The organism is Bacillus sp. FSL E2-8868 (assembly GCF_038005505.1).
GTDB classification, from domain to species: domain Bacteria; phylum Bacillota; class Bacilli; order Bacillales; family Bacillaceae_G; genus Bacillus_A; species Bacillus_A mycoides.
In genome coordinates this window covers 1,853,690-1,880,437 of record NZ_JBBOTI010000002.1, presented here as the reverse complement: position 1 = coordinate 1,880,437, position 26,748 = coordinate 1,853,690, and the positions used below count along the sequence as shown (strand labels likewise).

General features: G+C 35.0%; 21 protein-coding genes and 2 pseudogenes. 19 read left to right on the top strand and 4 right to left on the bottom strand.

Features of this window, described 5'->3' with window-relative positions; all coding sequences use genetic code 11:
* Nucleotide 1 precedes the first annotated feature (1 nt).
* On the top strand, nucleotides 2-1,663 hold the full coding sequence (gene treC, locus NSS74_RS20620) for an alpha,alpha-phosphotrehalase (RefSeq protein WP_002188285.1): 1,662 nt from the start codon (nucleotides 2-4) through the stop codon (nucleotides 1,661-1,663).
* 31 nt (nucleotides 1,664-1,694) lie between these two features.
* Here treC and gerKC read toward each other — a convergent pair whose 3' ends face one another.
* The 3 genes from gerKC to gerKA are packed head-to-tail and all read right to left on the bottom strand — an operon-like array spanning nucleotide 1,695 to nucleotide 5,389.
* A complete protein-coding gene (gerKC, locus tag NSS74_RS20615) occupies nucleotides 1,695-2,819 on the bottom strand; it encodes a spore germination protein GerKC (protein ID WP_002125191.1) in 1,125 nt (374 codons plus the stop codon).
* A complete protein-coding gene (locus tag NSS74_RS20610; protein WP_000185782.1) occupies nucleotides 2,800-3,906 on the bottom strand; it encodes a GerAB/ArcD/ProY family transporter in 1,107 nt (368 codons plus the stop codon). The genes gerKC and NSS74_RS20610 overlap by 20 nt, the downstream gene beginning before the upstream one ends.
* Nucleotides 3,887-5,389 carry a spore germination protein GerKA gene (gerKA, locus tag NSS74_RS20605; RefSeq protein ID WP_002140357.1) on the bottom strand — a complete coding sequence of 501 codons (1,503 nt, stop codon included), beginning with the start codon at nucleotides 5,387-5,389 and terminating at the stop codon, nucleotides 3,887-3,889. The genes NSS74_RS20610 and gerKA overlap by 20 nt, the downstream gene beginning before the upstream one ends.
* A 402-nt stretch (nucleotides 5,390-5,791) precedes the next feature.
* On the opposite strand from gerKA, the gene NSS74_RS20600 reads away from it, so the two are divergent.
* From NSS74_RS20600 to NSS74_RS20520, 17 genes and pseudogenes are all read left to right on the top strand, one after another.
* A complete protein-coding gene (locus NSS74_RS20600; protein ID WP_340814190.1) occupies nucleotides 5,792-7,624 on the top strand; it encodes a GAF domain-containing sensor histidine kinase in 1,833 nt (610 codons plus the stop codon).
* 1 nt (nucleotide 7,625) lies between these two features.
* On the top strand, nucleotides 7,626-8,267 hold the full coding sequence (locus tag NSS74_RS20595; protein ID WP_002035350.1) for a response regulator: 642 nt from the start codon (nucleotides 7,626-7,628) through the stop codon (nucleotides 8,265-8,267).
* Between the two features lie 370 nt (nucleotides 8,268-8,637).
* Nucleotides 8,638-12,879: a S8 family serine peptidase gene (locus NSS74_RS20590; protein ID WP_340814188.1), complete on the top strand. Its 4,242-nt coding sequence runs from the start codon at nucleotides 8,638-8,640 to the stop codon at nucleotides 12,877-12,879.
* Between the two features lie 255 nt (nucleotides 12,880-13,134).
* Nucleotides 13,135-13,734: a TasA family protein gene (locus NSS74_RS20585; protein WP_002140362.1), complete on the top strand. Its 600-nt coding sequence runs from the start codon at nucleotides 13,135-13,137 to the stop codon at nucleotides 13,732-13,734.
* A gap of 198 nt (nucleotides 13,735-13,932) precedes the next feature.
* On the top strand, nucleotides 13,933-14,619 hold the full coding sequence (locus tag NSS74_RS20580) for a CPBP family intramembrane glutamic endopeptidase (protein ID WP_002140363.1): 687 nt from the start codon (nucleotides 13,933-13,935) through the stop codon (nucleotides 14,617-14,619).
* 23 nt (nucleotides 14,620-14,642) lie between these two features.
* The gene (locus tag NSS74_RS20575; protein WP_002140364.1) at nucleotides 14,643-15,614 is read left to right on the top strand and encodes a phosphotransferase enzyme family protein; all 972 of its coding nucleotides are present in this window, start codon (nucleotides 14,643-14,645) and stop codon (nucleotides 15,612-15,614) included.
* Nucleotides 15,615-15,773: 159 nt separating this feature from the next.
* Entirely contained in the window at nucleotides 15,774-17,234 is a 1,461-nt protein-coding gene (locus NSS74_RS20570) for an alanine/glycine:cation symporter family protein (RefSeq protein WP_002029764.1), read from the top strand.
* A gap of 10 nt (nucleotides 17,235-17,244) precedes the next feature.
* Complete coding sequence (locus NSS74_RS20565; protein ID WP_321170127.1) at nucleotides 17,245-18,099, top strand: amino acid ABC transporter ATP-binding protein; 855 nt, start codon at nucleotides 17,245-17,247, stop codon at nucleotides 18,097-18,099.
* Nucleotides 18,100-18,111: 12 nt separating this feature from the next.
* Nucleotides 18,112-18,942 (top strand): glutamine ABC transporter substrate-binding protein GlnH, encoded by an 831-nt coding sequence (gene glnH / locus NSS74_RS20560; RefSeq protein ID WP_340814185.1) that lies wholly within the window; start codon nucleotides 18,112-18,114, stop codon nucleotides 18,940-18,942.
* Nucleotides 18,943-19,029: 87 nt separating this feature from the next.
* Nucleotides 19,030-19,686: an amino acid ABC transporter permease gene (locus NSS74_RS20555; protein ID WP_002090963.1), complete on the top strand. Its 657-nt coding sequence runs from the start codon at nucleotides 19,030-19,032 to the stop codon at nucleotides 19,684-19,686.
* Entirely contained in the window at nucleotides 19,687-20,331 is a 645-nt protein-coding gene (locus NSS74_RS20550) for an amino acid ABC transporter permease (RefSeq protein ID WP_340814184.1), read from the top strand.
* 205 nt (nucleotides 20,332-20,536) lie between these two features.
* Nucleotides 20,537-21,955: an amino acid permease gene (locus NSS74_RS20545; RefSeq protein WP_002114084.1), complete on the top strand. Its 1,419-nt coding sequence runs from the start codon at nucleotides 20,537-20,539 to the stop codon at nucleotides 21,953-21,955.
* Nucleotides 21,939-22,316: an OsmC family protein gene (locus NSS74_RS20540; RefSeq protein ID WP_002140367.1), complete on the top strand. Its 378-nt coding sequence runs from the start codon at nucleotides 21,939-21,941 to the stop codon at nucleotides 22,314-22,316. The genes NSS74_RS20545 and NSS74_RS20540 overlap by 17 nt, the downstream gene beginning before the upstream one ends.
* A gap of 62 nt (nucleotides 22,317-22,378) precedes the next feature.
* Nucleotides 22,379-22,627 (top strand): annotated as a pseudogene (locus NSS74_RS20535) (HIT family protein); the annotation flags it as partial.
* A gap of 154 nt (nucleotides 22,628-22,781) precedes the next feature.
* Nucleotides 22,782-22,967: pseudogene (locus tag NSS74_RS20530) on the top strand (HIT family protein); the annotation flags it as partial.
* A 179-nt stretch (nucleotides 22,968-23,146) separates the two neighbouring features.
* Nucleotides 23,147-23,704: an RNA polymerase sigma factor gene (locus NSS74_RS20525; protein ID WP_061689165.1), complete on the top strand. Its 558-nt coding sequence runs from the start codon at nucleotides 23,147-23,149 to the stop codon at nucleotides 23,702-23,704.
* Nucleotides 23,670-25,094, top strand: coding sequence for a DUF4367 domain-containing protein (locus tag NSS74_RS20520; RefSeq protein ID WP_002140371.1), 1,425 nt, complete (start codon nucleotides 23,670-23,672; stop codon nucleotides 25,092-25,094). The genes NSS74_RS20525 and NSS74_RS20520 overlap by 35 nt, the downstream gene beginning before the upstream one ends.
* A 41-nt stretch (nucleotides 25,095-25,135) precedes the next feature.
* Here the strand turns inward: NSS74_RS20520 and NSS74_RS20515 are convergent, their stop codons facing one another.
* Nucleotides 25,136-26,131, bottom strand: a complete 996-nt coding sequence (locus NSS74_RS20515; RefSeq protein ID WP_193339758.1) for a helix-turn-helix transcriptional regulator — start codon at nucleotides 26,129-26,131, stop codon at nucleotides 25,136-25,138.
* Between the two features lie 65 nt (nucleotides 26,132-26,196).
* On the opposite strand from NSS74_RS20515, the gene NSS74_RS20510 reads away from it, so the two are divergent.
* Entirely contained in the window at nucleotides 26,197-26,721 is a 525-nt protein-coding gene (locus NSS74_RS20510; protein ID WP_002140373.1) for a dihydrofolate reductase family protein, read from the top strand.
* Nucleotides 26,722-26,748: the final 27 nt, after the last annotated feature.

The following is a 26,748-nucleotide window of genomic DNA, read 5'->3' as shown; positions in this document are numbered from 1 at the left end:
CATGAAAGATTGGCATAAAAGTGTAGTCTATCAAATTTATCCGAAGAGCTTTAATAGTTACTATAATAAAGAAACCGGTGATATAAAGGGAGTTACAGAGAAATTAGATTATTTAAAGGAACTTGGAGTGGATTATATTTGGTTAACACCGATATACCGATCACCACAAAATGACAATGGATACGATGTAAGTGATTATTACAGCATTGATCCATCTTACGGGACGATGGAAGAGTTTGAAGAGCTTTTAAAAGAAGCGAAAGTACGTGACATTGAAATCATGCTTGATATCGTTGTAAATCATAGTTCAACGGAGCATAAGTGGTTTAAAGAAGCAAAAGAAGATAAGAATAGTCCGTATCGAAATTATTATATTTGGCGTGATGAAAAGAATAATTGGCAGTCTAAATTTGGAGGATCTGCTTGGAAATATGATGAGAAAACAGGGCAATATTTTTTACATCTATTTGATGAGACGCAAGCTGATTTAAACTGGGAAAATGAAAAGCTTCGTGAAGAAGTGTACGATATGATGCGCTTTTGGTTGGAGAAAGGTGTAAAAGGATTCCGCCTTGATGTTATTAACTTAATTTCAAAAGATCAAAGATTTTTAAGTGATGAAGGCACCACTGCTACAAGTGATGGGCGTAAATATTACACAGATGGTCCACGCGTCCATGAATATTTACAAGAGATGAGCCAAAATGTTTTTGAAGGGAAAGATGTAATTACAGTTGGAGAAATGTCATCTACGACAATTGATAATTGTATTAAATATTCGAATCCTGAGCGCAATGAACTAAGCATGACGTTTAGTTTCCATCATTTAAAAGTAGATTATCCGAATGGTGATAAGTGGACGAAAGCTGATTTTGATTTCATTAAATTAAAAGAAATTATGTCTAATTGGCAAATTGAAATGCAAAAGGGCGGAGGATGGAATGCGTTATTCTGGTGTAATCATGACCAGCCTCGTATCGTTTCACGGTTTGGTGATGATGAGAAGTACCGAAATGAATCTGCGAAAATGTTAGCGACAGCTATGCATATGTTGCAAGGAACGCCTTACATTTACCAAGGTGAAGAAATCGGTATGACGAATCCTAAATTCGAGTCCATCGAGCAATATCGTGATGTAGAATCGTTAAATATATATGATATAAAGCTAGAAGAAGGATTATCAAAAAAAGAGATTATCGGGATTTTAAAACAAAAATCTCGTGACAATTCCCGTACTCCGATGCAGTGGAATGAAGAGGTGAACAGTGGTTTTACAACAAGTACACCTTGGATTTCTGTGGCTGAAAATTTTAAAGAAATAAACGTAGAGAAGGCATTAGAAGATAGAGAGTCTGTATTTTATCATTATAAAAAGCTAATTGAACTTAGAAAAAAATACGATGTCCTTACAGAAGGGAAATATGCTATTTTAGATGGAAATCATCCTAGCATTTGGGCGTATACACGTACTGTAAATAATGAAGTATTACTTGTTATAAATAACTTCTATGGAGAAGAAATAACGTATTCTGTACCAGTTCATGTTCAATTAGATGGTATGAAACAAGAAGTATTATTATCAAATTACAAAGATTCAAGTAAAGATATTACCAATCTTAACTTAAGACCGTATGAGTCAATTGTATATCGTTATATGAAATAAAAGGTTGGATGCCGGCGGGCGTCCAACCTTTTTATTTTAAGACGCCACTATATAAAATCTTTACTTCTACTTCCGGTTTAAATTTTACCTTTGCATAATCTTTATTCCAATTCTTTTTCTTCCATAACTCTGGATGATAAGCGATAAGATTTCTACCTATACCGAAAGCATCACAATTTGCTTTTTGTAACCTGTTCGTTATTTGTTTTGCTTCTTTTGTAAGTTGTTTAGATAATTTTTCATTTAATTTTTTTCTTTCTTCCATTTTGTAAATATTATCTCTTGGAGCCTCAAGGGCTATAACTTTTAGTTGAAGCTTAATGTGAGCATATACATTTCCTTTTCTATCTGTTGTTATTTTTAAGTCTCGCTTTAACTTTCGATTACTAACTTCCATTGTTAAATAATCAGATGTCTTCTCTGATTCATCGCTAGTAAGTTTTTGGGTTATACGGGCACTTGTTCCCATTTTTCCGGTTAATAACACGAATAGAACAGATTGTTTCAAAGGTAAATGCCCAGTTAATTTATCGTTGTTAAATAAAGCTAACCCGTTTGTAATTACTTCTTTTCCTTTTATTTTTATAGAAGGGAGGGTAAAGTCTTTACCGGGATCTAACATTTTTGTAGCAGCTGTTTCTAAAGTTTCTTTTGGAAATACACTCATATCTTCTAAGCTTTTCACTTTTTTCTTTAGAAAATCTCCAATTAGTAAATTTCCTACCTTCTTTTTTTCTAGTATCTCGGATGTTTCACCATCTACTGCAATAAGTTTTACTAAAGCAGTTGGGTTTGTTGGGTCCCGAAAGCTGACATCTAAATAGGGGAGTATACCTTTTTTTAGAATTTTGGTTCCTAGTAATTGAACACCATATTTAAAATAGCGAATATTCCCAGTCACATTTTTTTTTAGGGCATCGCTTGTATCCCTTATGTTATGCCCGTTTGCTGAATGTATTTCATTCTCGAATGAAGATTGCTCTCCGCTTGAACTTTTTACGAGTTCAAGCGTTTGCTGAAGTTTATTTTCTTCCGTAATATCATATCCAATGCTATAAGCTAATCTCGCTTCTCTTAATGGTTCTTGATCCCAACAGCCAGAAAGGAATGCACTAGTACATAATATAAAAAGTAATTTAACTCTTTTTTGGAACATACTGTTCTCCTTTCTTATTCCTTATTACTGAATAAAGTAGAAATAAAAGAGGGAGGACAACTATGAAAATATACGTGAACTTATCAGTAAAAGTTGCAATTACTTTTAATTCTTCAGGTGTATCTATAAATAGGGCTACACTAAAAGCAATAATACCAACGATTGGAACAGCCTTTTTATGATTAGCCAGATTGAAGATATGTCCAATTCCTATAGAAGCAGCACAGTAATAACTAGCAATAGAAGCTACAACAGTTATCATCCATATTGGGATGAATAGTAAATCGGTTCGGTCTATAATCCCAATATGCAGAGAACGCAATAAGTAAGCAACTGGCTCTGGAATAAGTTCAACTTGTTTTGGACTAAATACGATAAAGCAAATCCAAACAGTAAAAGTATAAAAAAGAGTTACAAATCCATTAGCGATAGAAATTGCTTTCAGTTTTGCCACAGAACTCCCGTTTACTTTTGGGAAAGCGATAAGAATAATTTCAAAACCATACATAGCTGTAATGGTTTCTTTTGATGCTTGAATAATATTCCACCATCCGGCTTCTGTAATTGGAAAAATGTAAGAAAAATCAGCTCGTGTAAGCCCTAGGGCAATTAAAAGAGCCATTGGTAAAATGAGAATAGAAGCCATGACGTAAAACCGTACGATGACTTTGAACGTATTATAAGCTATGTAACAACAAGCTATTGTAAATAGCATGAGGGTGGCATACCAAGGAGTTGCTTGTAATATCCAAACTTTAATGACATTACAAGCATTTAACATAACCGTCATACCGATAAGGGTAAAATAAAAAACATAAGCAAAACCTAATAGTTTTCCAAACTTATTCCCAAATAGCATACAAACACTTTCATACATATCTGCATCAGGAAATCGTTTTAAGAAAAGCCACATAAGTAAAATAATAAGTTGAATTGCAAGACCAGCGATGAGAGCAGAAATCCATCCGCCACCTTTCGCTATTGGGTGAAGACGGTTTGGTAGAGAAAGTATACCAACTCCGATTTGGCATTGAATAACGAAAAAGGTAAATTGAACAAGTGAAATTTTACTTTGCGTGTTTGTCACCGTTCTCATCCTCTCTCGTTACATGTTGTCGTTGCATTTTTTTCGGTTTTGAATCATGTGGTCGTTCCCAAAACGACCAAATTGGTAGTCGTACAAAAGAGTCTTTCATATCTTTTATCCGCATCGGAGCAACAGGAGAAAGATAGGGGGTATGAAATGAATGTAACTGGCATAAATGAACGAAAGTTATAATGAGACCGAATGATATTCCTACATAGCCGAATATGGCAGCAAGGAGCATTAACGGAAAACGAAGAATCCGAACTGCGGAACTCATATCATTTGATGGAACAAGAAAAGATGAGATTGCAGTTAAAGCTACAACGATAATCATTGTATAAGAAACGAGACCGGCTTTTACAATTGCATCACCAATTACTAAACCACCTACAATACCGATTGTTTGTCCAACTCGGCTTGGCAAGCGAATACCAGCTTCCCGTAATAATTCAAAGATTAATTCCATTAAGAGAGCTTCAAAAATAGGAGGAAGTGGCACTTTTTCTAATGAAGCTTTAATCGTATAAACAAGTTCGAGCGGCAACACATCAGGATGAAAAGCAACTGTTGCGATATATATAGCGGGCAAGAGAAAGGCAATCAAGAAACTGACTAAGCGAATCATTCGGATGAAAGAACCGACAATCCAGCGGTTATTATAATCATCTGGTGATTGATAGAAAGCAAATAACGTAACAGGAACGATAAGTGCAGTTGGATCTCCATCAGATAAAATAGCAACTCGTCCTTCCATTAAATTTGCTGCGACTCTATCTGGACGCTCTGTATTTAATTGTTGCGGAAAGGGTGAGAAAGACGTATCCTCTATAAATTCTTGTATATATCCTGGAGGCATAAGTGCATCTGTCTTAATCGTTTCTAACCTTCTTTTTACTTCTGTAACTAGATCGTCATTAGCTATGTTTTGCATATAAGCAATTGCCACTTTCGTATGCATTTCTTCACCGAGTGTGAAATATTTAACGACGACATGTGGACTTTTTATGAGTTTACGAATAGAAGCTAAATTGGTTGCTAAATCTTCTACTAAACCAGTATGCGGTCCACGGACAATCCCTTCATTATCAGGTTCTGTTATATCTCTCTTTAAAGATAGAGCTGTTTCGAAAATACAAAAACTGTCGACGTGTTCATGAAAATATAAAGATTTACCTTGTAATAAAAGCTGCACACCATAATTTAAATTTGTTTCTTTTTTCATATTTAATGTGGCAAAAGCTTTATCTAAAGACAGATCCGATCGAGTTAATAATGGTTCAAGAGCTAATTGATGAATTAAATTTGGGTCTGCTAAAGATTCGATATATATAATTGTTCCTTTTCCATTTTGGAAAAGGACATCTAATTTTTTTATATCATCTGAATGACAGAGCTTATTTTCAATGTAATTAATATTTTCCGGAAGTGATGGAAACATATGCTTTTTTTTATTATCTTGTTGTGAATTTTTCTGTTCGGCCATAATTTCCATCTCCTTTACATTGAAATTGTTTCTGTTAATTTTTGTTGTTTGTGAGAAAATTATGCTTGGATTATTTGAAAAAAGTAGCTTGAAGGTTACGTTACGTCATCTTTTATACTAAAGAAAATAGGATATAGGGGATGGAAAGAAAGCGTATATTAGATTAGCGATATTAATATATATCTTTTGTACTATAGAGGATAAGCCTAGCGGTATGCATAATTACATCGTTTGATGAATAGGAAATTTATGAGAATCGATTTATACTAATATTGTGTCTTGCCTTTTTAGGTGTAGTACACAGCCGGTGATTGGCTAGTGGAGGTTTTTCCATTTTGCCAGTGCCGGTTTTTTGTTGGATAATAGAGAAAATGAAGTTTTATAAAGAAAGAAGGGGTTGTTTTGAAGGATGTAAATTCTATCTTTATGAGAGAAAAGATTGCTAGTTCTTATCTTTATTTTATTTCTTTTCTTGGCTTGATTACTATAACCATATCTTTACTTGATATTAAAATCCCTTCTTATCCAACGATATTAATATTGTTATTAATATTTATGGGGATTGCAGAGTATTTTCCTGTACGATTTTGGAGAGGAACTAGCTCGCTTACCTTTCCGATAATTTACGCTATGAGTTGGCAGTTTGGAATCCATATGACTATTATTGCTATTGTACTCGTAACGCTAATTATTCACCTGCATCGTCGTTCACCGATACAAAGAATGTTATTTAATAGTACTCAGCATGCGCTTAGTTTGATCTTGACCGAATGGTTTTCAAATAAATGTATGTCTTTATTAATTAACAAGATAGATATGTCAGTTCTATATGAAAATTTAATATCTTTGTTGTTATTTTGCGTGTTTTTTGGCTTCTTCAACAACCGCTTTTACGATTTGTTAATGATAATTCTTCCGCAGCCATATTCAATCTATCAGTGGTATAAAAAAACTGTAACGGTATTTCTTTGCGAAACTTTTGGTTTCTCTTATGCGGCCCTGATGCATGTATTAATTAGTACATATAGTGTGGAAATAAACGAGATTACAGTACTGTTTTTCTTTTTTCCACTTGTAGCAATTTCAGTTATTAGTTCTTTTTCTGTACGGATAAGGATGGAGAAGGAACGATTATATGAGCTGTTTCTTATTACGACAGAAATTAGTCGTGGACTAACCGGAGGAAACTTGAAACATATTAAACAAGCGCTTAAAGGCTTTTTTGGCATACAAGCATATGTAATATGGACAAAAGATGATGGGAACTGGAATCTTCTATTAAAAGATGGGAAAGTTCGTCTGGATATTTCTGATCATTCAGAAACATCCGAGGCGTTTGAGGGAATCTCTAAAAATCTTGTGTTTCATGATTGGAAAACTGGTACGGCTCCTGGAGATGAAATATTTGATAGCGTCATACGCTCGCTTGTATATTTTCCTCTTATTGTAAATGATGAACTAGTCGGAATGTTTGTTGCAGGGAAAAGTAGAACTGCGGGTTTTTTTCCGGAAGATGTACAGTCGTTAGCTACGTTTTCTAACCAATTAGCTAACGTAGTTAAAACAAGAATATTGATTTCTGAACAGGAAAAAAGAATGATTTTAGAAGAAAGAAATAGAATCGCACGCGAAATTCACGATGGTATTGCACAAACATTGGCCGGGGTGATATACCAACTAGAATCCGCGCAGAAAAAATACCGTGATAAACCAATAGATATGCAGCAAATAGTAGAGAAAAGTATAAAAGATTTAAGAGGAAGCCTAGGAGAAGTTCGTTATTCTATTTATGCTTTAAAACCATATCCGACACAACAATTAGGGCTTAAGCAGGCGATAGCAAGTAAAATAAAATCTTTAAAACAAGAATATGAACTAGATATTACATATCATGAAAGAGGTCATGCACGTGCACTCAGCTTTTCAAAAGAAAGAGTTATTTTTGATACATTACAAGAGAGTTTGCAAAACATTGTAAAACATGCACAAGCAGAAAAGACTGATGTTTTACTTAGCTATCAAAGTGAGCACGTGCTTTTAAGGGTTAAGGATAATGGAGTCGGCTTTTCACTATTTGAGTCTATGGTTAAAACGAAGAATGAGCCACATTATGGTATATTACATATGAATGAACAAGCTGAACAATTAGGGGCTACTTTACAGATTGATAGTTCTGTAGGGAAAGGGACAGAAATTACACTATTAATTCCAGATTCACAAACAAGGGGTGCGTAAAATGATTAAAATATTAGTAGTGGATGATCATGCTTTTTTACGAGACGCAATTCGGAGCATACTAGAGGATGAATCTGATATGAAAGTGGTTGGAGAAGCTAGCTCTGGGGACGGAGTATTAGGAAAAGTAGAAGAATGCAGACCAGATTGTATTTTGATGGATATTAATCTTCCAGGGAAAAATGGGATTGAAGCCACAGAGTTAGTAAAAAAAAATTATCCAAATTGCCGAGTGCTTGTGTTTACAATGTATGAACATGATGAGTATTTAATGGATGCACTTCAGGCTGGTGCTGATGGTTATTTATTGAAGGATTCATCATCGGAGCAGGTAATAGCAGCAATTCGAATGTTATATCGAGGCGATTCAGTTATTCATCCGCGTATGACTAAAAAATTAATTACATATCATCAGCAAAAAATGAAATTAGAATCAAATGAAAATGAACTGACGGAACGTGAAAAGGAAATTCTTTTTGAATTAGTAAAAGGACTTAGTAATAAAGAAATTGCTGAAGCTCTATATATTAGTGATAAAACAGTTAAAATTCACATCAATAAAATTTTTAAAAAACTAAATGTAAAAAGTCGATCGCAAGCGGTGATTTATGCTGTTCGAAATCAATTGGTTCCGTTGGATTAAATAAGAGATGTTTAAAAGAACTATCGTGTTTCTTTATTCTATATTACAAAGAATAAAGGGCAAGGTAGTTCTTTTGTACTATTTGGGCATAGAATCATTAGAAAAAAATTACTCCTTTTGTTCAATATTCAGAAAAATCAAAATGTGAAATAATGAAAATAGAATTATTGCTTAACGCTACTAATAATTCATGTTGTAAATCATTGTAGTTGGAAACAATTTATGGGGGCTTTTATAGAAAGAAGATTAGTAGTGTTGGAGATTCTCGATTGTTTTAAATAGATTCAAGGTTGATAGAATTGCCAATGCTAAATAGGAGATCAGAGGATTTATTTTAGAAAAAATAATTTTAATAATAAGGAGATGCGCTATGAAGAAGGGGAAATTCGGAAAAATACTTATCGGAACGCTAACTGTTGGTATGCTATTGTCTCAAGGAATTCCATATAACGTATTGGCAGAAGAGGTAAATACATCTACTTTAACTGGAATTGATGATGCAAGCTCTATATTGAAGGGTCTTACAAAGGAACAACGTAATGCTTTAAAGACGTTAGATACAAAACCGGGTTTTGTTATTTCACCAGGTATCAATACAGCAAGTCCTGATAATGTGAATGTGATTGTAGAGTTTAAGCAAGCACCTAGCAAAATCGAGATGTTAAAACAAGCAGCTAAGGGGAAAAAAATAGCCCTTTCAACTGCAGAACAAAAGGTAGAAGCATCTCATAAAGAATTTAAATCAGAGTTTGAACAGCTTCAAAAGAATAAAGATAAAGGGACGAATTTTAAATCTGCCAAAATAACAAGAGAATATAAGAATGCTTTTAATGGTGTAGCGATTTCGTTACCTGCGAATATGATTGAAGACTTAGTTCGCACTGGTATTGTTAAGCGCGTATGGGAAGATAGTGAGGTCAAAATTGATTTGCCGAAAGAAACAGCTAAGACTGCTGCCGAACCCAAAATGGCAGATAGTGTACCGCAAATTGGTGTGGACAAGCTGCATGATGAAAAAATAACAGGTAAAGGAATTAAGGTAGGTGTACTGGACACAGGTATTGATTACAACCACCCGGATTTGAAGGATGCATATAAAGGATATCGTGCAAAGCAAGGTGAAGATCCAAGCAAAATAGATCCGAACTCAATAAAAGGGTGGGATTTTGTTAATAATGATGCTGATCCAATGGAGACAACGTATAAGGATTGGCAAAATTCTGGAGGATATCCTGAAATTTATGATGGAAGTGCATACTATACATCCCATGGTACTCATGTAGCTGGGACAATCTCTGCAGACAAAAAGAATAATGTTGATTACGCGGTTACGGGAGTCGCTCCAGATGTAGACTTATATTCATATCGTGTATTAGGACCATATGGAAGTGGTCAAACAAGCGGCATTCTTGCTGCGATTGATAAAGCAGTGAAAGACGATATGGATGTTATCAATTTATCATTAGGTGCGTCTATTAATGATCCTTTATATCCTACTTCTGTGGCAGTGAACAATGCGATGTTAGCTGGTGTTGTTACAGTAGTAGCAGCAGGTAATAGTGGTCCGGGAGAAGGTACGCTTGGATCACCTAGTGCAGCGGCACTTCCGATTACAGTTGGAGCAAGTGACGCTGCGATGACTATCCCAACGTTTTCCGCCAATGCAGGTGATTTACATGTGGATAAGATGATGCTACTTGGAAAAAGCTTTACTGATAAGATTGAAGATTTGAAAGGTCAATCCTTATCGGTTGTATATGCAGGGCTTGGGAAATCAGATGATTTTACAGGGAAAGATGTTAAAGGGAAGTTAGCTCTTATTCAACGCGGTGAGATTACATTTGATGAAAAAATTAAAAATGCTAAGGAAGCAGGCGCAAAGGCGGTAATTGTATACAATAATGTAGATGGGGAAATTACAAGTTATCTTGGGGAAAGTACTGCATCTATTCCATCGTTCCGCTTAACAAAAGTAGATGGTGAGAAATTGCAAGCAAAAGCTGTACAAGGAGATGTGTCGTTAGCGTTTGGGGAACTTAGTAATATAAAAACAGAGGGAGATCACTTAGCTGATTTCAGCTCCCGTGGTCCTGCAACTAAAACAGATGATATTAAGCCAGATATTGTAGCACCAGGTGTGTCTATTTTCTCAACTGTTCCTGAATATATTAATGATCCAAAGGATGGAGAAAATTATCCGGTAGCGTATGGACGTATGTCAGGTACATCTATGGCAACTCCTCATACAGCGGGGGTGGCAGCACTCATTTTGCAAGAACATCCAAACTATAGTCCGTTTGAAGTAAAAGAAGCGCTTATGAATACTGCAGTTGACTTAAAAGAAGCGCGCTCTGTATTTGAGGTGGGATCAGGCCGAATTGATGCGTATCGTGCAGTTCATGCAGATACATCTATCGAGGTTATCGATAAAACATCAAATGTTGTAAATGATGAAGAAGTAGAAATTGAAGAAAAAACAGGTTCTATTGCATTCGGTTATAAAAATCAATTGGGAAATGAACCTATTAAAGATAGTCGAAAAGTCCTAATTAAGAACAACAGTAAAACAGACGAAAAAGAGTTCAAATTAGAAGTAGAGTTTTCACCAACAAGTGTAGGTGTGCAGGATGCAGCTAAGAATGGTGTGAAGCTGAACGTACAAGATTCTATTAAAGTGGCTCCTGGTGCATCAGGGGAAATTAGCCCTGAAATTATCATCCCAGAAAATGCAGAATTCGGTAGATATGAGGGGTATATTCATATTTCAAATAAAAACAATGAAAAAGAAGTATATCAAGTGCCATTTGCAGTTAAATTCACAGAAAAAGGGATTGAATCTGTAGATTTGGATAGAGATGCAATGGCAACAGATGGATCTAAATTTCATCCGTTTATGCAAGCACCATTCTCAGGGTTAGCATTTAAATTAAACAGTCCATTGGAAGCAATTGACGCGGTTGTAAAAGATCGAAAAACAGGTAAGGCGTTAGGAATTGTAGGAACACTTAATGCAAGTACATTAACTCCTAATATCGAATATTACATGTTTACTGGCATGGGGGGATATGTATTCCCATTTACAGGAGATCCGAATCATCCGATTGGAGACGAGCGAGTTATGTTGCCTGACGGAGATTACCAATTGGACTTTGTTGGATACGATAAAGATGGAAAATCTTATACAAAAGGCGACAGTATTATCATTGATAATTTGATACCTGAAATGAAATTTACGGATGTACAACCTGGTATTCATGAAGTAAATGATTCCATGTTCAAAGAAGAAGACGGCCAGCGGGCATTATGGGTGCATGGTAATATTTATGATTCTACAGTGGATGCATTAAAGGCAAAAGGCCTGCAGTATGATCAAAAAGCTAATCAAATTGCATATTATCAGAACTCGGCCTTTCCATCAGGTTGGCTGAATACAATTCAAGCAAATGGTGATTTTAAATTTGGAGTACTTCCAGAGGAAATAAATGAGCCGTTAAACTTAAGATTATTTGGATATGACCTCGCAACTGCAGGGAATATGGCAACTGGATTTAAAGATTACGTCTTTGTAAAAGAAGGGACAGAATACGCTGTTCCAAGCTACGACAAAGGTAACATAAAATTAGGAGGAAAAATTACATTAACTTTAAATCTCAATAATGTAAAACAACTTATGTCAGGTGCATTTGACATTCCTTATAGCAAACAGTTGTTTAAATTTACAGATGTGAAACCAAATCCAGCGCTTGCGGAATATGCAAAACAACATGGATTGAATATTAAATTAGAAGATTCGGTGATAAATGAAGAAGGAAACTGGGAAAACAAGGTGAAAGTTGGTGCATCGTTAGAAGGAAAAGAATTTAAAGGACTAGATGGAGATACACCATTTTTAGATGTTACATTCGAAATGACGAGCGATGAATATTTTAATGATTTAACTGCATTTGGAGCAGATAAATTCTCTTATACAAAAGCCGGTACATCAGAAGGTATTGAAATTCCTGTGTTTAAGGATAAATCCTTCTCTATTATTTCGAAACATTCAACAGTTACAGGGTATATTGGACCAGAAGCATTCTTGCATGAAGAGGGGTATTTAGGTAAGAATGATTACACAAAACTAGGAGCAAAAGTGTACGCAGTTGGCAAGGATGGAAAGAAATATACAGGAACGGTTAGTGATAGTGGGCAATTTGAAATTCATAATGTTCCTGTAAGCGATAAAGAATATGATATTTTCGTAGAAATGCCAGGCCATTTAAATAGTAAATTAACAACCAAAATAGGAAAAATACAAGATGGAGAATTAATGGGACAAAACTTTAGAGCTGACATGGATGACAACCTTGCAGGTGATGTAAACGGCGATAAAATGGTAGATATTCAAGATGCTAGAATAGCAGCTTTATCGTATGGAAAAGGAAAAGTATCTGTAAAAGATGGAGATATAAATCAAGATGGTGTTGTAGATGAAACAGATATTCGTTTTATCGAGAAAAACTTCTTGAAAAAGGGTTCAGATGCTAAAGAAAATCAGAAGCCGAAAGCAAATGTAGGGCCAGTGACGTTAGATAAAATCTTACGCTCTATTGGTTTAGAACCAAAAAAATAAGTGGGTAAACTTCTAGAGTAAATTAAGCAATAAGACAATGAACATAAAATTAAATGAGATCGGCTAACAAATGACCGGTAATGATTTACGGTAACATTACCGGTTATTTTAAAAGTAATAGTCGTTTGGATACATGAAGTAAATAGTTTAAAGCTAGTTTGCTTTCTTTATGAGACAAGGTAGTTGCTTAATTAATATTGTTTGTGGGATGGGAATAAGGTGTAGTTTGAACTTTAAAATAGGGGGACTTGTGAAATGAGTATTAAGAAAAAACTTGGAATGAGTGTTGTAACTGCAGCGCTTGGTTTATCTTTAATTGGCGGGGGAACATATGCGTATTTTAGTGATAAAGAAGTATCACAAAACACGTTCGCAGCGGGTACTTTAGATTTGAGTGTTAATCCTGAAGTTGTTATTAATGTCGACAATATTAAACCAGGTGATGAAATGGAGCGCGGTTTTCAATTAGTTAACAAAGGAACCTTAGCGATAGGAGACGTGAAACTTCTTACAGATTATAGTGTAATCGATGCTAAAGGAGATAATGGAAATGCTGATTTTGGTGATCATATCCGTGTTGATTTCTTATGGAATTTGGATAAAAATGAGGTTCCAATATGGTCTACTACATTGTCAGAATTAAAGGTAGCTACGCAAAATGGAAGTATTTCTGACCTTGTGCAAAAAGGTGTTGTAGACCGAGAAGGAAATGGACTTGCTCCTGGTGATGATGATACTTTCTACGTAATGTTCACATTTGTAGATAACGATGAAGAACAAAATGTATTTCAAGGAGATTCATTAAAATTAAATTGGACCTTCAATTCAATGCAAACAAAAGGTGAAGAGAAATAAAGATAAATGTTATATATGAGAATGAATTGATGAGGAATTGAGGAATAGAATTTTTAATAGTGTAAAGGTTGATTGAGTGAATCAACCTTTTTTTATTTTGCGAGAAAATTACGCTTGAATTATTTGGAAAAATTAGCTTGAAAGTTACGTTACGTCATCTTTTATACTGAAGAAAATAGGATATAGGGGATGGTATAGATGACTTTGAAGTATATGTGGGGATGGAAAGAAATTTTATATTTATTTGGATTTGTATTCATTATTGTTCCAGTAACAGTTGAATCTCTTTTTTATGACTATGCTTTAAAAATAATAGGGAACTCATTATATGCTGGAGTATTAATGGGACTTATAATGGCAGTGATATTTACATTTTTAGTTTATCTTTTTTGCATAAAAAGATATAAACTGTCGTGGAAAGATATTGGAATTCGGAAGCTTTCATGGAAAGATTTATTGTGGACATTTGTAGCGGTTATTTCTTTGATTGTAGTGAGTGTTGGAGTATTAATGATAATGGAGAAACTGGGGATTTCTTTCGAAAATAGTAAAACGGAGACGATCCAAAATGATAAATCAATATATGCGTTCTGTATCGCGGTAATTGGAGCAGCAGTTATATCACCAATCTATGAAGAGATTTTATATCGAGGTGTTTTTTATACATTTTTTCGTGATAGAAATGGCATATGGGGCGGTATACTTATAAGTTCAATAATATTTACCGTTGTTCATATCCCGACATATAACACATTACCGGTGAATTTTTTAAGCGGAGTAGCATTTGCATGGTTATATGAGAAAACAAATTCTATTTTATCAGCTATGGTTGCTCACGCATTATTCAATTTCATAGCAGTACTTCTCACATTTATGTCGAATTAAGAAGATATATAGGAGGGATACAAATGGAAATAGCGGTAGAACGTGTTTTTACGAATGAAATTTTAGCAAGAGCAGCAAAGGCATATCATGTAACGGTGGAAGAAAAGCCACTTGGTGATTTTGAAAATTATATTTTTAAGGCGAAGGGTAAAAATAATGAAGATTACGTATTACGCTTAACTCATTCTTCTCATCGTTCTAAAAAAGAGGTAGAGGCCGAACTAGATTTTTTACGGTATGTTGCGGAGCATGGAGCGAAAGTGGCGGGACCTCGTAATTCAATATCTCAAAATCTTGTAGAAGAAATTGTAGCAGAGGATGGGACTTTCTTTTTTGCTTCCTTATTTACATATGCGAAAGGTGAGCAAGTAAAAGGAGAAGAATCGCCTTATTGGGGAAATGCTTACTTTGAAGCGTGGGGAAAAGCGATCGGACAATTGCACCGCCTTACAATGAATTACCCTAAAACAGACTACCGTGATACGTGGGAAGAGGATGAAAGTAGTATTGTTAATGAATTAGAAGATGAGAAAGTGAAAGAAATTGCTGCTGTATTAATGGAGGAAATAAAGGCTCTTCCAATTGAAAGAGAAACATTCGGTCTTATGCATGGTGATATTCATCCAGGTAATTTTCATTATGATGGAAAAGAGCTAACAATTTTTGATTTTGATGATGCGGCCTATAATTATTTTATTCATGATTTGGCAATGGTTCTTTATTACTCTGTTCTTTTTACACCATGGACAGTGGAGGAGAAGACGACATTCGCTCGTAAACAGTTACAAGTGTTAAGAAAAGGGTATGAATATGAGCACAGGCTAGCGGAAACTTGGTATGAATCATTACCGTTATTTTTACGTTTACGTGATATAGGTTTATACGGTACGCTCCAAAAGAAGTTTAAAGGGAAAGATATGCCAAATCATTTCATAGAATTAGTGGAACAACTCTATGAAAGAATTATAAAGAAAGAAGCAATTGTGAATATATAATACATTCATATCGAAACAAAGTATACAAAATAAATGTATACTTTGTTTTTTTATACAAAAATATGTTTGTTTTATTAAAATAATATTGTCATAGATTCGGTATACATTTATAATTTTTATATATTCTGAAAATTCTTAATAAAAGGAGGTAGAGGAGTATTGGAGGCTATCGTAAGTTGGATAAATAATATTGTTTGGAGTCCCGCACTTGTCTATTTATGTTTAGGAGTAGGCTTATATTTTTCCATTCGAACGAGGTTTTTACAAGTAAGACATGTAGGAGAAATGGTGAAGCTTACATTTAAGGGAGAAAAGTCTGATGCGGGTGTTTCTTCGTTCCAAGCGTTAGCACTTTCGTTATCAGGGCGCGTTGGAACGGGAAATATTGCCGGTGTTGCAACGGCTGTTGCCTTTGGTGGTCCAGGCGCTGTATTTTGGATGTGGGCGGTAGCCTTTCTAGGAGCTGGTTCTGCATATGTAGAATCGACGCTTGCACAAATATATAAGACGAAGCATCAAGGGCAATTCCGCGGTGGTCCTGCTTATTACATTGAAAAAGGACTAGGTGTTAAATGGTACGCATTAGTGTTCGTCGCAGCGACAATTCTTGCAACAGGAATGCTGCTTCCAGGTGTTCAAGCGAATAGTATTGCTGTAAGTCTAGAAACAGCTTTTGGTATTAATACTTCTGTATCAGGGGCGGTATTAGTAGCGGCATTAGCACTTATTATTTTTGGTGGAGTTAAGCGAATTGTTAACGTAGCGCAAGTTGTAGTACCGTTTATGGCGCTTGGCTATATTTTAGTAGCTTGTGTAATTGTAGGTATGAATATTGAAAAATTACCAGACGCTTTCATGTTAATTTTAAAAAGTGCATTTGCATTAGAAGCAGCTTTTGGCGGGATTATTGGTTTAGCAATTTCTTGGGGTGTAAAACGTGGTATTTATTCAAACGAAGCAGGGCAAGGAACTGGGGCCCATGCAGCAGCAGCTGCTGAAGTATCGCATCCAGCTAAACAAGGGTTAGTACAAGCATTTTCCGTTTACATTGATACATTATTTGTTTGTTCAGCGACAGCATTTATGATGATTATTACAGGCATGTATAACGTATTTGATGCAAGCGGAAAAAACTTTATCGTCAATAAATTAAATGGTGCACAGCCAGGTCCTGGTTATACACAGGCAGCAGTAGAATCTGTTTTCCCTGGATTTGGAAACGGTTTCGTAGCAATCTCTTTACTATTCTTCGCATTTACAACAATTATGGCTTATTACTACATTGCAGAAACGAATATAGCTTACTTAAATCGTGATAAAGACCGTCCTTGGATGTCTATCGTACTAAAGTTTGTATTCTTAGGAGTTGTATTCTACGGTTGTGTAAAAACAGCAGAAACAGCATGGGCTTTAGGGGATATTGGTGTAGGAATTATGGCATGGGTTAACATTATTGCGATTCTATTATTACAAAAACCGGCATTGATCGCATTAAAGGATTATGAAAAGCAGAAAAAAGAAGGAAAAGATCCAGTGTTCGATCCGCAGAAATTAGGAATTAAAAATGCTGATTTCTGGGAGCATGAATACGGGAAAGACAAGAAAGAAGAAGTATCTTAAGAGAATAGAAATGAAGGAGCAAAGGGAGATCCCTTTGCTCTTTTTTATGGACAAAATGAAGATGAAAGTTATTTTTTTGCCTATTTTTGAATATAAAAAGAATGTACATGCTTTGTTTAGGGGAGGGGGGAGTATGGTGATAGAGTTTCGTAATGTAAATAAATATTATGGTAACTTCCAAGTTTTGAAGAATATTAATATGCAAGTGAAAAAAGGTGAAGTGGTAGTAGTTGTTGGTCCTTCAGGATCAGGAAAAAGTACATTGCTTCGGTGTATAAATCAGTTAGAGGCGATTACCGATGGAGAATTAATCGTACAAAATACAGACGTACACAATAAAAAAACAGATATGAATGAATTACGCCGAAATATTGGTATGGTCTTCCAGCATTTTTACTTATACCCACATAAAACAGTTCTGCAAAATATTACACTAGCACCAATTAAAGTAAATAAAACTTCAAAAGAAGAAGCAGAAAAAACAGCGATGGTTTATTTAGAGAAAGTAGGAATCCCGGAGAAGGCAGGTGTATATCCTCATCAATTATCCGGAGGTCAACAGCAAAGGGTAGCGATCGCTAGGGGGCTCGCAATGCAGCCGGAAATTATGCTATTCGATGAGCCTACCTCTGCTCTTGATCCGGAGATGATTGGGGAAGTACTTGATGTTATGAAAACACTAGCTAAAGAAGGAATGACAATGGTCGTTGTCACGCATGAAATGGGATTTGCGCGAGAAGTAGCAGATCGGATCTTATTTATGGATGATGGTCAAATTATTGAAGATACGACACCAACACAATTTTTTGCAAATCCTGAACAGGAAAGAGCGCGTCTATTTTTAAGAAGAGTGTTAAATCATTAAAGGAGGAATTTTATGCTTAAAATGAAAAAGTTGTTTACCTTAATCGTATTCTCATGTTTATTCGTACTTGTCGTTGCCGGGTGCGGAAGTAAAAAAGATGAGGCGAAAGAAACGAATACGAAGCAAGACGGGGCTGTTGAGCAAATTAAAAAGCGCGGGAAACTAGTAGTTGGGGTGAAGAATGATACGAACTTATTTGGCTTGAAAAATCCTTCGACAGGACAGGTAGAAGGGTTTGATGTTGATATCGCAAAGGCGCTTGCGAAAAAAATCCTTGGAGATGAAAAGAAATTAGAATTAAAAGAAGTAACGTCTAAAACGCGTATTCCACTACTGAAAAATGGTGATATTGATGCAATTATTGCGACAATGACAATTACGGAAGAACGCAAAAAAGAAGTAGATTTCTCAGATGTATATTTTAAAGCAGGACAATCGTTACTTGTGAAAAAAGGAAGCAATATTAAGAGCATTGATGATATAAAACAAGGCGTTAAAGTATTAGCTGTAAAAGGATCAACATCTACAAATAACATTCGCCAAAAATCACCAGAAGCAACAGTATTAGAGTTTGAGAATTATAGTGAGGCATTTACAGCGTTAAAAGCAGGTAAAGGCGATGTTTTAACTACAGATAATGCGATTCTTTACGGAATGGCAAAACAAGATTCTAATTATGAAGTTGTAGGGAAAATTTTCACGGATGAACCGTATGGAATTGCAGTACAAAAAGGTGCAGACGATTTAACGAAAGAGATTAATAGTTTATTAAAAGATATGAAAGCGAATGGAGAATACGATAAATTGTATGAAAAATGGATTGGTCAAAAACAAGAGAAGTAAAATGAAACTTTATTTCTCGTGATAAATAGTAAGAGTGAGAGGATGAGAGTACTCATCCTCTTCTTGTAAAGAAAGAGGGGAGAATATGTGCCTGATTTTTCTATATTAACGAATAACATTGATATGTATTTAGAAGGATTTAAATATACGGTTATGTCTAGTGTAGTTGCACTAATAGGAAGTTTTGTTTTAGGAATTGTTATGGCAGTGATGCGAATTTCACCTATTCGTATTTTGAATTGGATTGGCTCTGCCTATGTAGAGTTTGTTAGAAATATTCCACTCGTATTAATTGCATTCATTTTCTATTTTGCTTTGCCTGTAATAGGAATTACTTTCAACGGTTTTGTAGCAGGGACAGTTGCGCTTACAGTTTATACAGCGGCTTTTATTGCGGAAGTAATTCGTGCTGGTATTTTATCAGTCGCGAAAGGTCAAATGGAAGCAGCACGTTCTTCAGGATTAACTTATACGCAAGCGATGTATCATGTCGTCTTACCTCAAGCGATGAAAATCGTCATTCCTCCTCTAGGAAATCAATTTCTCAATTTAGTAAAAAACTCTTCAATACTCGGAATTATTGCTGGAACGGATTTAATGTATCAAGGAGACTTAATTTCAACGAAGACGTTCGTTACGTTTGATGTATATATATTTGTCGGGATGTTTTATTTAGTATTAACAATTCCGCTAAGTATGCTAGTGCGTTATTTAGAAAAACGCTTGGCAAAGGAGGCGGTATAAATGGATTTTAAAGGAGCGATAACAGGTGATCATATCCTCTTTTTATTAAAAGGATTACTCATAACGTTAGAGGTAGCGCTCATAGCAATTGTACTTAGCTTTATTATTGGTAGTGTAATAGGAATATTGCGCTATACGAAAATACCTGTCGTCTCACAAATATTAGGCTTTATCGTGGAAGTCATTCGAAATTTACCGCTACTTTTAATTATATTTTTTACGTATTTTGCACTTCCGGAAGCGGGATTGAAGTTAGAAATTATAACAGCTGCAATTGTTGCTTTAACAATATTTGAAGCGGCAATGATATCTGAAATTGTTCGAAGCGGTCTATTATCTATCGAAAAAGGGCAGATTGAGGCTGCAAGGTCTTCTGGATTAACGTATGTGCAAGCGCTTGGGCATATTATTTTGCCGCAAGCATTAAGAAGAATGGTCCCCCCGCTTGTTAGTCAATTTATTTCATTGTTAAAAGATACGTCATTAGCGGTTGTTATATCATTGCCAGAGCTTATGCATAATGCTCAAATTATTAGCGGGCAGAATGTAAATTATATGATTCCAACATTTATACTAGCAGCCTGTATGTATTTTGTTGTAAACTACGGTTTATCAATTTTATCTAGAAGATTAGAAATACGTTAACTCTTACAAAAAAATGTAAGAGTTTTTTCCTTATAAATCCTTTTTTTCCTCAAATTAGTATTGCGAGCTCTTAATATTTGAATTTTTATATTGTTTTATCAGAAAAGTTTTAATTTTATATAGAAATTGTAATCGCTTTCGTGTATATTTTTATTATCAGAAAATTTTAAAAAGAGATAGGGGTACTTGTAGGGGGAGGATTAAGATGCAGCAAACAACGAATGAGCAATTACATCGTACGATGAAGAGTAGACATTTATTTATGATCGCACTAGGTGGTGTAATCGGAACTGGTTTTTTTCTAGGTTCAGGTTACACCATTAATCAGGCTGGACCAGGGGGAGCCATCCTTTCATATTTAGTGGGCGGATTTATTATGTATTTAACAATGCTTTGTCTTGGAGAGCTAACGGTAGCAATGCCAGTTTCAGGATCTTTCCAAAAGTATGCGACGAAGTTTATTGGACCAGGAACTGGATTTATGATCGGTTGGCTATACTGGATTGGATGGGCAGTAACAGTAGGATTAGAATTAACATCGATCGGTTTAATGATGAAAAGATGGTTTCCGAATGTTGATGTTTGGGTATGGTGTCTCGTATTCGGAGTTATTTTATATGCTTCAAATGCAATATCAGCGAAGAGTTATGCTGAATTAGAGTTTTGGTTCTCTAGTATTAAAGTAGTTACAATTATTGCATTCATTCTACTTGGTGGTAGCGCATTACTAGGATTCTTACCATACGATGGAAAAGAAGCAGCGCCTCTTTTCTCTAACTTTGTAAGTGATGGTGGGCTATTCCCAAATGGACTAGCTGCAGTGCTTCTTACGATGATTACAGTTAACTTTTCCTTCCAAGGAACAGAGTTAATCGGGATTGCAGCAGGAGAGAGTCAGAATCCTGAAAAAACAATTCCACGTGCGATTCGTAATACAGTATGGCGCATTATGTTATTCTTCATTTTAACAATGACAATTTTAGTAGGGTTAATTTCTTGGAAAGAAGCAGGGATAATTGAAAGCCCATTCGTAGTTGTATTTGATAAAATCGGTATTCCATATGCAGCTGATATTATGAACTTCGTTATTATTACAGCTCTTCTATCTGTAGCGAACTCAGGGTTATATGCAGCAACGCGTATACTATGGTCACTTGCAAATGAAGGAATGGCACCAACTTCTTTCAAGAAAGTAAATAAACGTGGTATTCCGATTACAGCGTTAGTCGTAACAATTGCAGTAGCGGGCCTTTCTTTATTAACAAGCTTCCTTGCAGAAGATACAGTATATATGTACTTATTATCTATAGCTGGTTTATCGGCTGTTTCAAGTTGGATCATTATTGCTTTATCACAACTTCGCTTTAGAAGTCAGTATTTAAAAGGCGGCGGAAAATTAGAGGACTTAAAGTATAGAACACCACTATACCCGCTTGTTCCAATTTTAGCTTTAATTACAAATAGTATCGTTGTTATTAGTTTAGCGTTTATTCCAGAACAACGAATGGCGTTATATTGTGGTATTCCATTTATCATTTTCTGCTACATATATTATTATATGAGTAAGAAACGGAAGAAACCGATGAAAGTGGAGATGGAAGCAAAGTATGAAAATAAAAATTAAGCATGATGATATAGAGGCAGATTTATCGTATGGTCAATTAGCGATTGGGAAAGAAAACGGATATTCACCGTTACAATTACTCGTTTCTTCTATCGCAGGATGTAGTGCAATTGTTTTTCGAACGATTTTAGAAAAGAAACGTATTGCATACGATACGTTTACAATTGAAACTGAAATTGGTAGAAGTGAAGCTTTATCAAAACCAGTTGAAAGTGTTCATTTGCACTATAAAATTAAAGCGCAAAACATTACAGAAGAGCAATTAGACAAGGCGCTGCAACTTGCGGTGAAAAATTGCACAATTGTTCAATCTATAAAGGATAGTATAAAAGTTACAGAAACAATTGAATTAGTAAAGTGAAACATAAAAACGTGAGAATAGGGCGCTCACGTTTTTATGTTTTTGGCAGAGGGGGAAGAATGATGGAATGTTTAGGTTGTAAATTAGCAAATGAAGAAGAAATTATATATAAAGTGTATGAAGATGATTATGTAACTTGTTTTTTAGACCATGCGCCTTTCTACCCAGGACATACTTTAATTGTGCCAAAGAAGCATGTTTTAGAAGTGGACGAATTAGATGATGTTGTAGCGAAATCGATTATGGATGCTTCTAAGCTTATTTCAAAGGCTATTAAGTTATTATATAAACCAGACGGAGTTACAATTTGCCCCGCATTAACGGGGCAGTAAGATCCCCTACCTCAAAATTCAGTGAAAACAAAGAAGTTAGTTGGGAATCCAACTGCCCGTAAAAGCCCGATTGGTTCAACTAATAATCAGTGGGGGATGAACAAAACCCCCACTGATTAAAGTTTCACTTTATCAAAATGGTGGAATCTTTAACGAGTTAACTCATTATCACATGCATGTTGTGCCGAGATATAAAGAGCGTTCGTTTGCTGAGTTTTATACGGTGCAGCCAGGAGAACAGCAGAATCATAACCTTGAAGAGACAAAGAATTTATTAAAAGAAGCAATAGAGAAAATAATACATAGCGAAAAGGCGTAAGAGGGGTTTTCTTAAGGGGACAGTCAGGAAAATTCTAATATTAAAAAGCCCAATTTCTCAGTTAAAATAGAGAAATTGGGCTTTTCTTTATTCTATTATTCAATTTTCTCTATTAAAAAATTCTGCAGTGTCACAAAGTATATCGCTCATTCGTTATATAGAATGAGAGGAGGAATTATATGAAAGTTACAAACAAAGATTACGAAAAGATGGAAGAGCTATACGAGTTGTATGAGCAAAAAATTTATTATGTAGCTTATTCTATTTTAAATAATATTCAGCAGGCTGAAGATGCAGTTCAAGAGACGTTTATTACTCTTTATAAGAATTTGGAAAAGCTGCATAGTTTGAACACTCAAGAGCTTAAACAGTATATTTTGAGGATCGCGAAAAACAAGGCGATTGATAGTTACCGGAAAAATAAACGACATGAAACATTTTTAGAAGAATATCAACGAGAATCAACAGAGGTAGTAGATGAAAATATTGAAGAGTGGGAAAAACGTATAATGTCTGAGGTTCAGATTGATACATTGCTAAAAGAGCTAAATGAATCTAATAGACAAGTGTTTAAGTACAAAGTCTTCTATAACTTAACGTATCAAGAAATTTCAAGTGTAATGGGGATAACAGAGGCTAATGTCCGCAAGCAATTTGAGCGCGCTCGAAAACGAGTACAAAGTATTATAGGAGGTATACAAAATGACGAATTCAAAGAACTCCAAAGAAATGTATGATCTTGCTGAAAAAATTGCTTTAGATGATTTTGATAAACTGGATGAACAACATGAATTTTCACATACATATACGCACAAAAAGAAATTGTTTATGGAGGAAATGAAGCTGAAAGGCGAGCAACCACAGACAAAGCGTAAAAGACATCGTATGTTAATCGCTGCGGCCTGTTTATTGATTGGTATGCCGACAACTGTTTTTGGTGCAGTAAAAGTCTATAATATGATTGTTCAAAAACAAAATTACGAAGTAAATGTTTCAGTAACGAATAAGGAATCGAAAAATATTGATAAGTGGTATAAGTTGAAGGTTGGTAAATTACCAGAAAATATGGAAGCAATCGATGACTCGGCTATGAAATATTCATTTAAAGATAACGACGCAATGGGTGGATTTTCATTCGCTCTTTGGAGAGTAGGGGGAAATGCGGACTTTCAAACTTTATATTCAAAAAGCTATGAAGAAAAAGAGATAAATGGCAGGAAAGCAGTAATTGTTCATAAAGAAACTGGAAACAACAATGTAATGTTTGATAGGAAGGTCTTTCTCTTTTTTGAGAAAGAAGGGATTATGTTAGAAAGTTTTATTGGATCAGATGTAAATGAAGAACAAATGATGGATGTGTTAGGGAACATTTCACTTGAGCCTACGTCAAAAGAAAAGGCAGCACATATAACAGATTATGATAAAAAGTATTTTAGTGAAGCGGATGAACCTAAAAAAACTAAGGTGATTCCTTTGAAAAAAGATAGTAAACGACTATTTCACATAGGACAAAAGGTTCCAGTAACGATATCTATGGATAACAGCCAAATTGAATATGTGATAGAAAAAGTTGAAGTTTTTGATTCGATTAAAGATTTTAAACAAGAGAACTTTAATGAACTTGGCTTAGGGATATTAAGCAAGAAGAAGGCTTTAGATCAGACGGGAAAATTGCTATCGTACAGACGGGATGTATATAAATTAGGGAATGGTAAAGATTCAATTGATACATTAGTAGATTCGAAATTAGTTAATGTTAAATTTGTCTACTTGACAACAACAGTGAAAAATATAGGTAAACAGGTGACAGAAGAAATCTATATGCATCCATCTATAAAACAGCTTAAATTTGAAGGGAATGCATGGAACTACGCTAAAGAAGAGGGAATGGACGCAACGCGTATTATGACGGGCGAAGTTGATTACTTGGAACCTCACGGAGACGGGAAAAGCTTTTATAATATTGGTAGTATTACACCAGGACAAACGGTAAAGGTTAATTTAGGTTATTTTGTAGATGAGGATAAACTAGATTCAATCTTTCTTGATGCTTTCCATTACAGGGGGAATGGGGGCACTGAAAATATGAATGCGGAATATCGTTGGTGGTTCGATATTCGTCAATAGTAAACATAATAGGAACAACTAGACTAAAAAGCTGCTTATATTTAGCAGCTTTTTTCGTCTTCATACATATGTAAAATTTCTTTCGCACGTATACGTAAACCATCTATTAATTCTTTCGGTTCTAAAACTCGTGCATCTTTTCCAAGTCTATAAAATAAAGGGGTAATAAAGTTAATTTCACCTTTATCAATTGTTGAATGTATATAACCTGTCCCGTCTTCGTTTACTACCACGAATTCTTCAAGGTAAGGAACGCTTTTACATTGGCGCACGCCTTCTGTCGTTAATAAAACATGTAATTGGATAGGAGTGTGTACTACGTTAGAGTTAGATTCGAACCATTCTTCTAAATTCATGAACGTATCTTTATTTTCTTCTGTTGATAATATAGAAAGAATACGATCAACGCGATACAGTAATACTTTTTTTCTGCTGAAGTCATAGGATGGTAAGTACCATAGCCCATCATGAGCATATACACCGATAGGATGAACATGTTTTGTTTTTATCCCCGATTTAGATTCGTATTGAAAGTGTAAATTTTTATTTTCAATAGCGGCAGTTAACACTTCGTTTAATAGAGGTGTATCAATTGTTCTTTTCGGATTCCAAAAAGCGATATAAGAACGTATTTTATCAACTTTAGCTTTCGCATCATTTTGTAGAGAGCTATACAGTTTATGAGTAACAGAATTGATTTCTGTATTAAAAGGCAAGTTACGATAGTAGCTTAAAGATTGGAAAGCAAAAAAGATGGAGACCGCTTCTTCTTCGGTAAATAAAATGGGGGGAAGCATGCTGCTTGTTAATACTTTATATCCTCCATTACGACCTTGTTCAGCGTAAATGGGTAATCCCATATCACTTAAATCTAAAATATATCTATGGACCGTACGAACGGAAATATTAAATTCATCAGCTATTTCTTGAGCTGTAAATGTTTTTTTTGCAGAAGCAAATATAAGAATGTCTAGTAAACGTTTTGCTTTTGACAAGGATATCACCTTTTTCTTTTTTAACATGACATAAGTTGTCATGTTTTATGGTTAGTATAGTGCTTATAAGATGATTTTATCAATAGAAGCTGTAAGGAGGAAAAGATATGTCACGTGAAATTGTTTTATTTATTGCAGCGAGCTTAGATGGATTTATCGCGAAAGAAGATGATGATTTAGAGTGGTTAATGGAAACAGAAGGTGAGGGAGACAACGGTTATACAGAAATGTACGAAACAATTGATACGATAATTATGGGAAAGAGAACGTACGATTATGTGGTAGAGCATACGGAAACATTCCCGTACCTAGATAAAAAATGTTATGTTTTTTCTAATTCAGAAAAAGGTTCAAACGAACATGTAGAGTTTGTAAATGAAGATGTATTAGAGTTTACAAAAAGGTTGAAAGAGCAGGAAGGATCTAAAATATGGATGGTCGGTGGAGGGAGTCTACTGAAAGGATTTTTTAAGAATAATTTAATTGATGAATATGTTGTTACGATTACACCTCACATATTAGGTTCTGGAGTTCCGTTATTTAAAGAAAAGAATCCAGAAATTAATTTAACTTTAACGGATACGAAACGTTTTGGCCAATTCGTAAATTTATATTATAAAGTAAAGTCCTAAAGGATAAGAAAACACGACTATTGATGA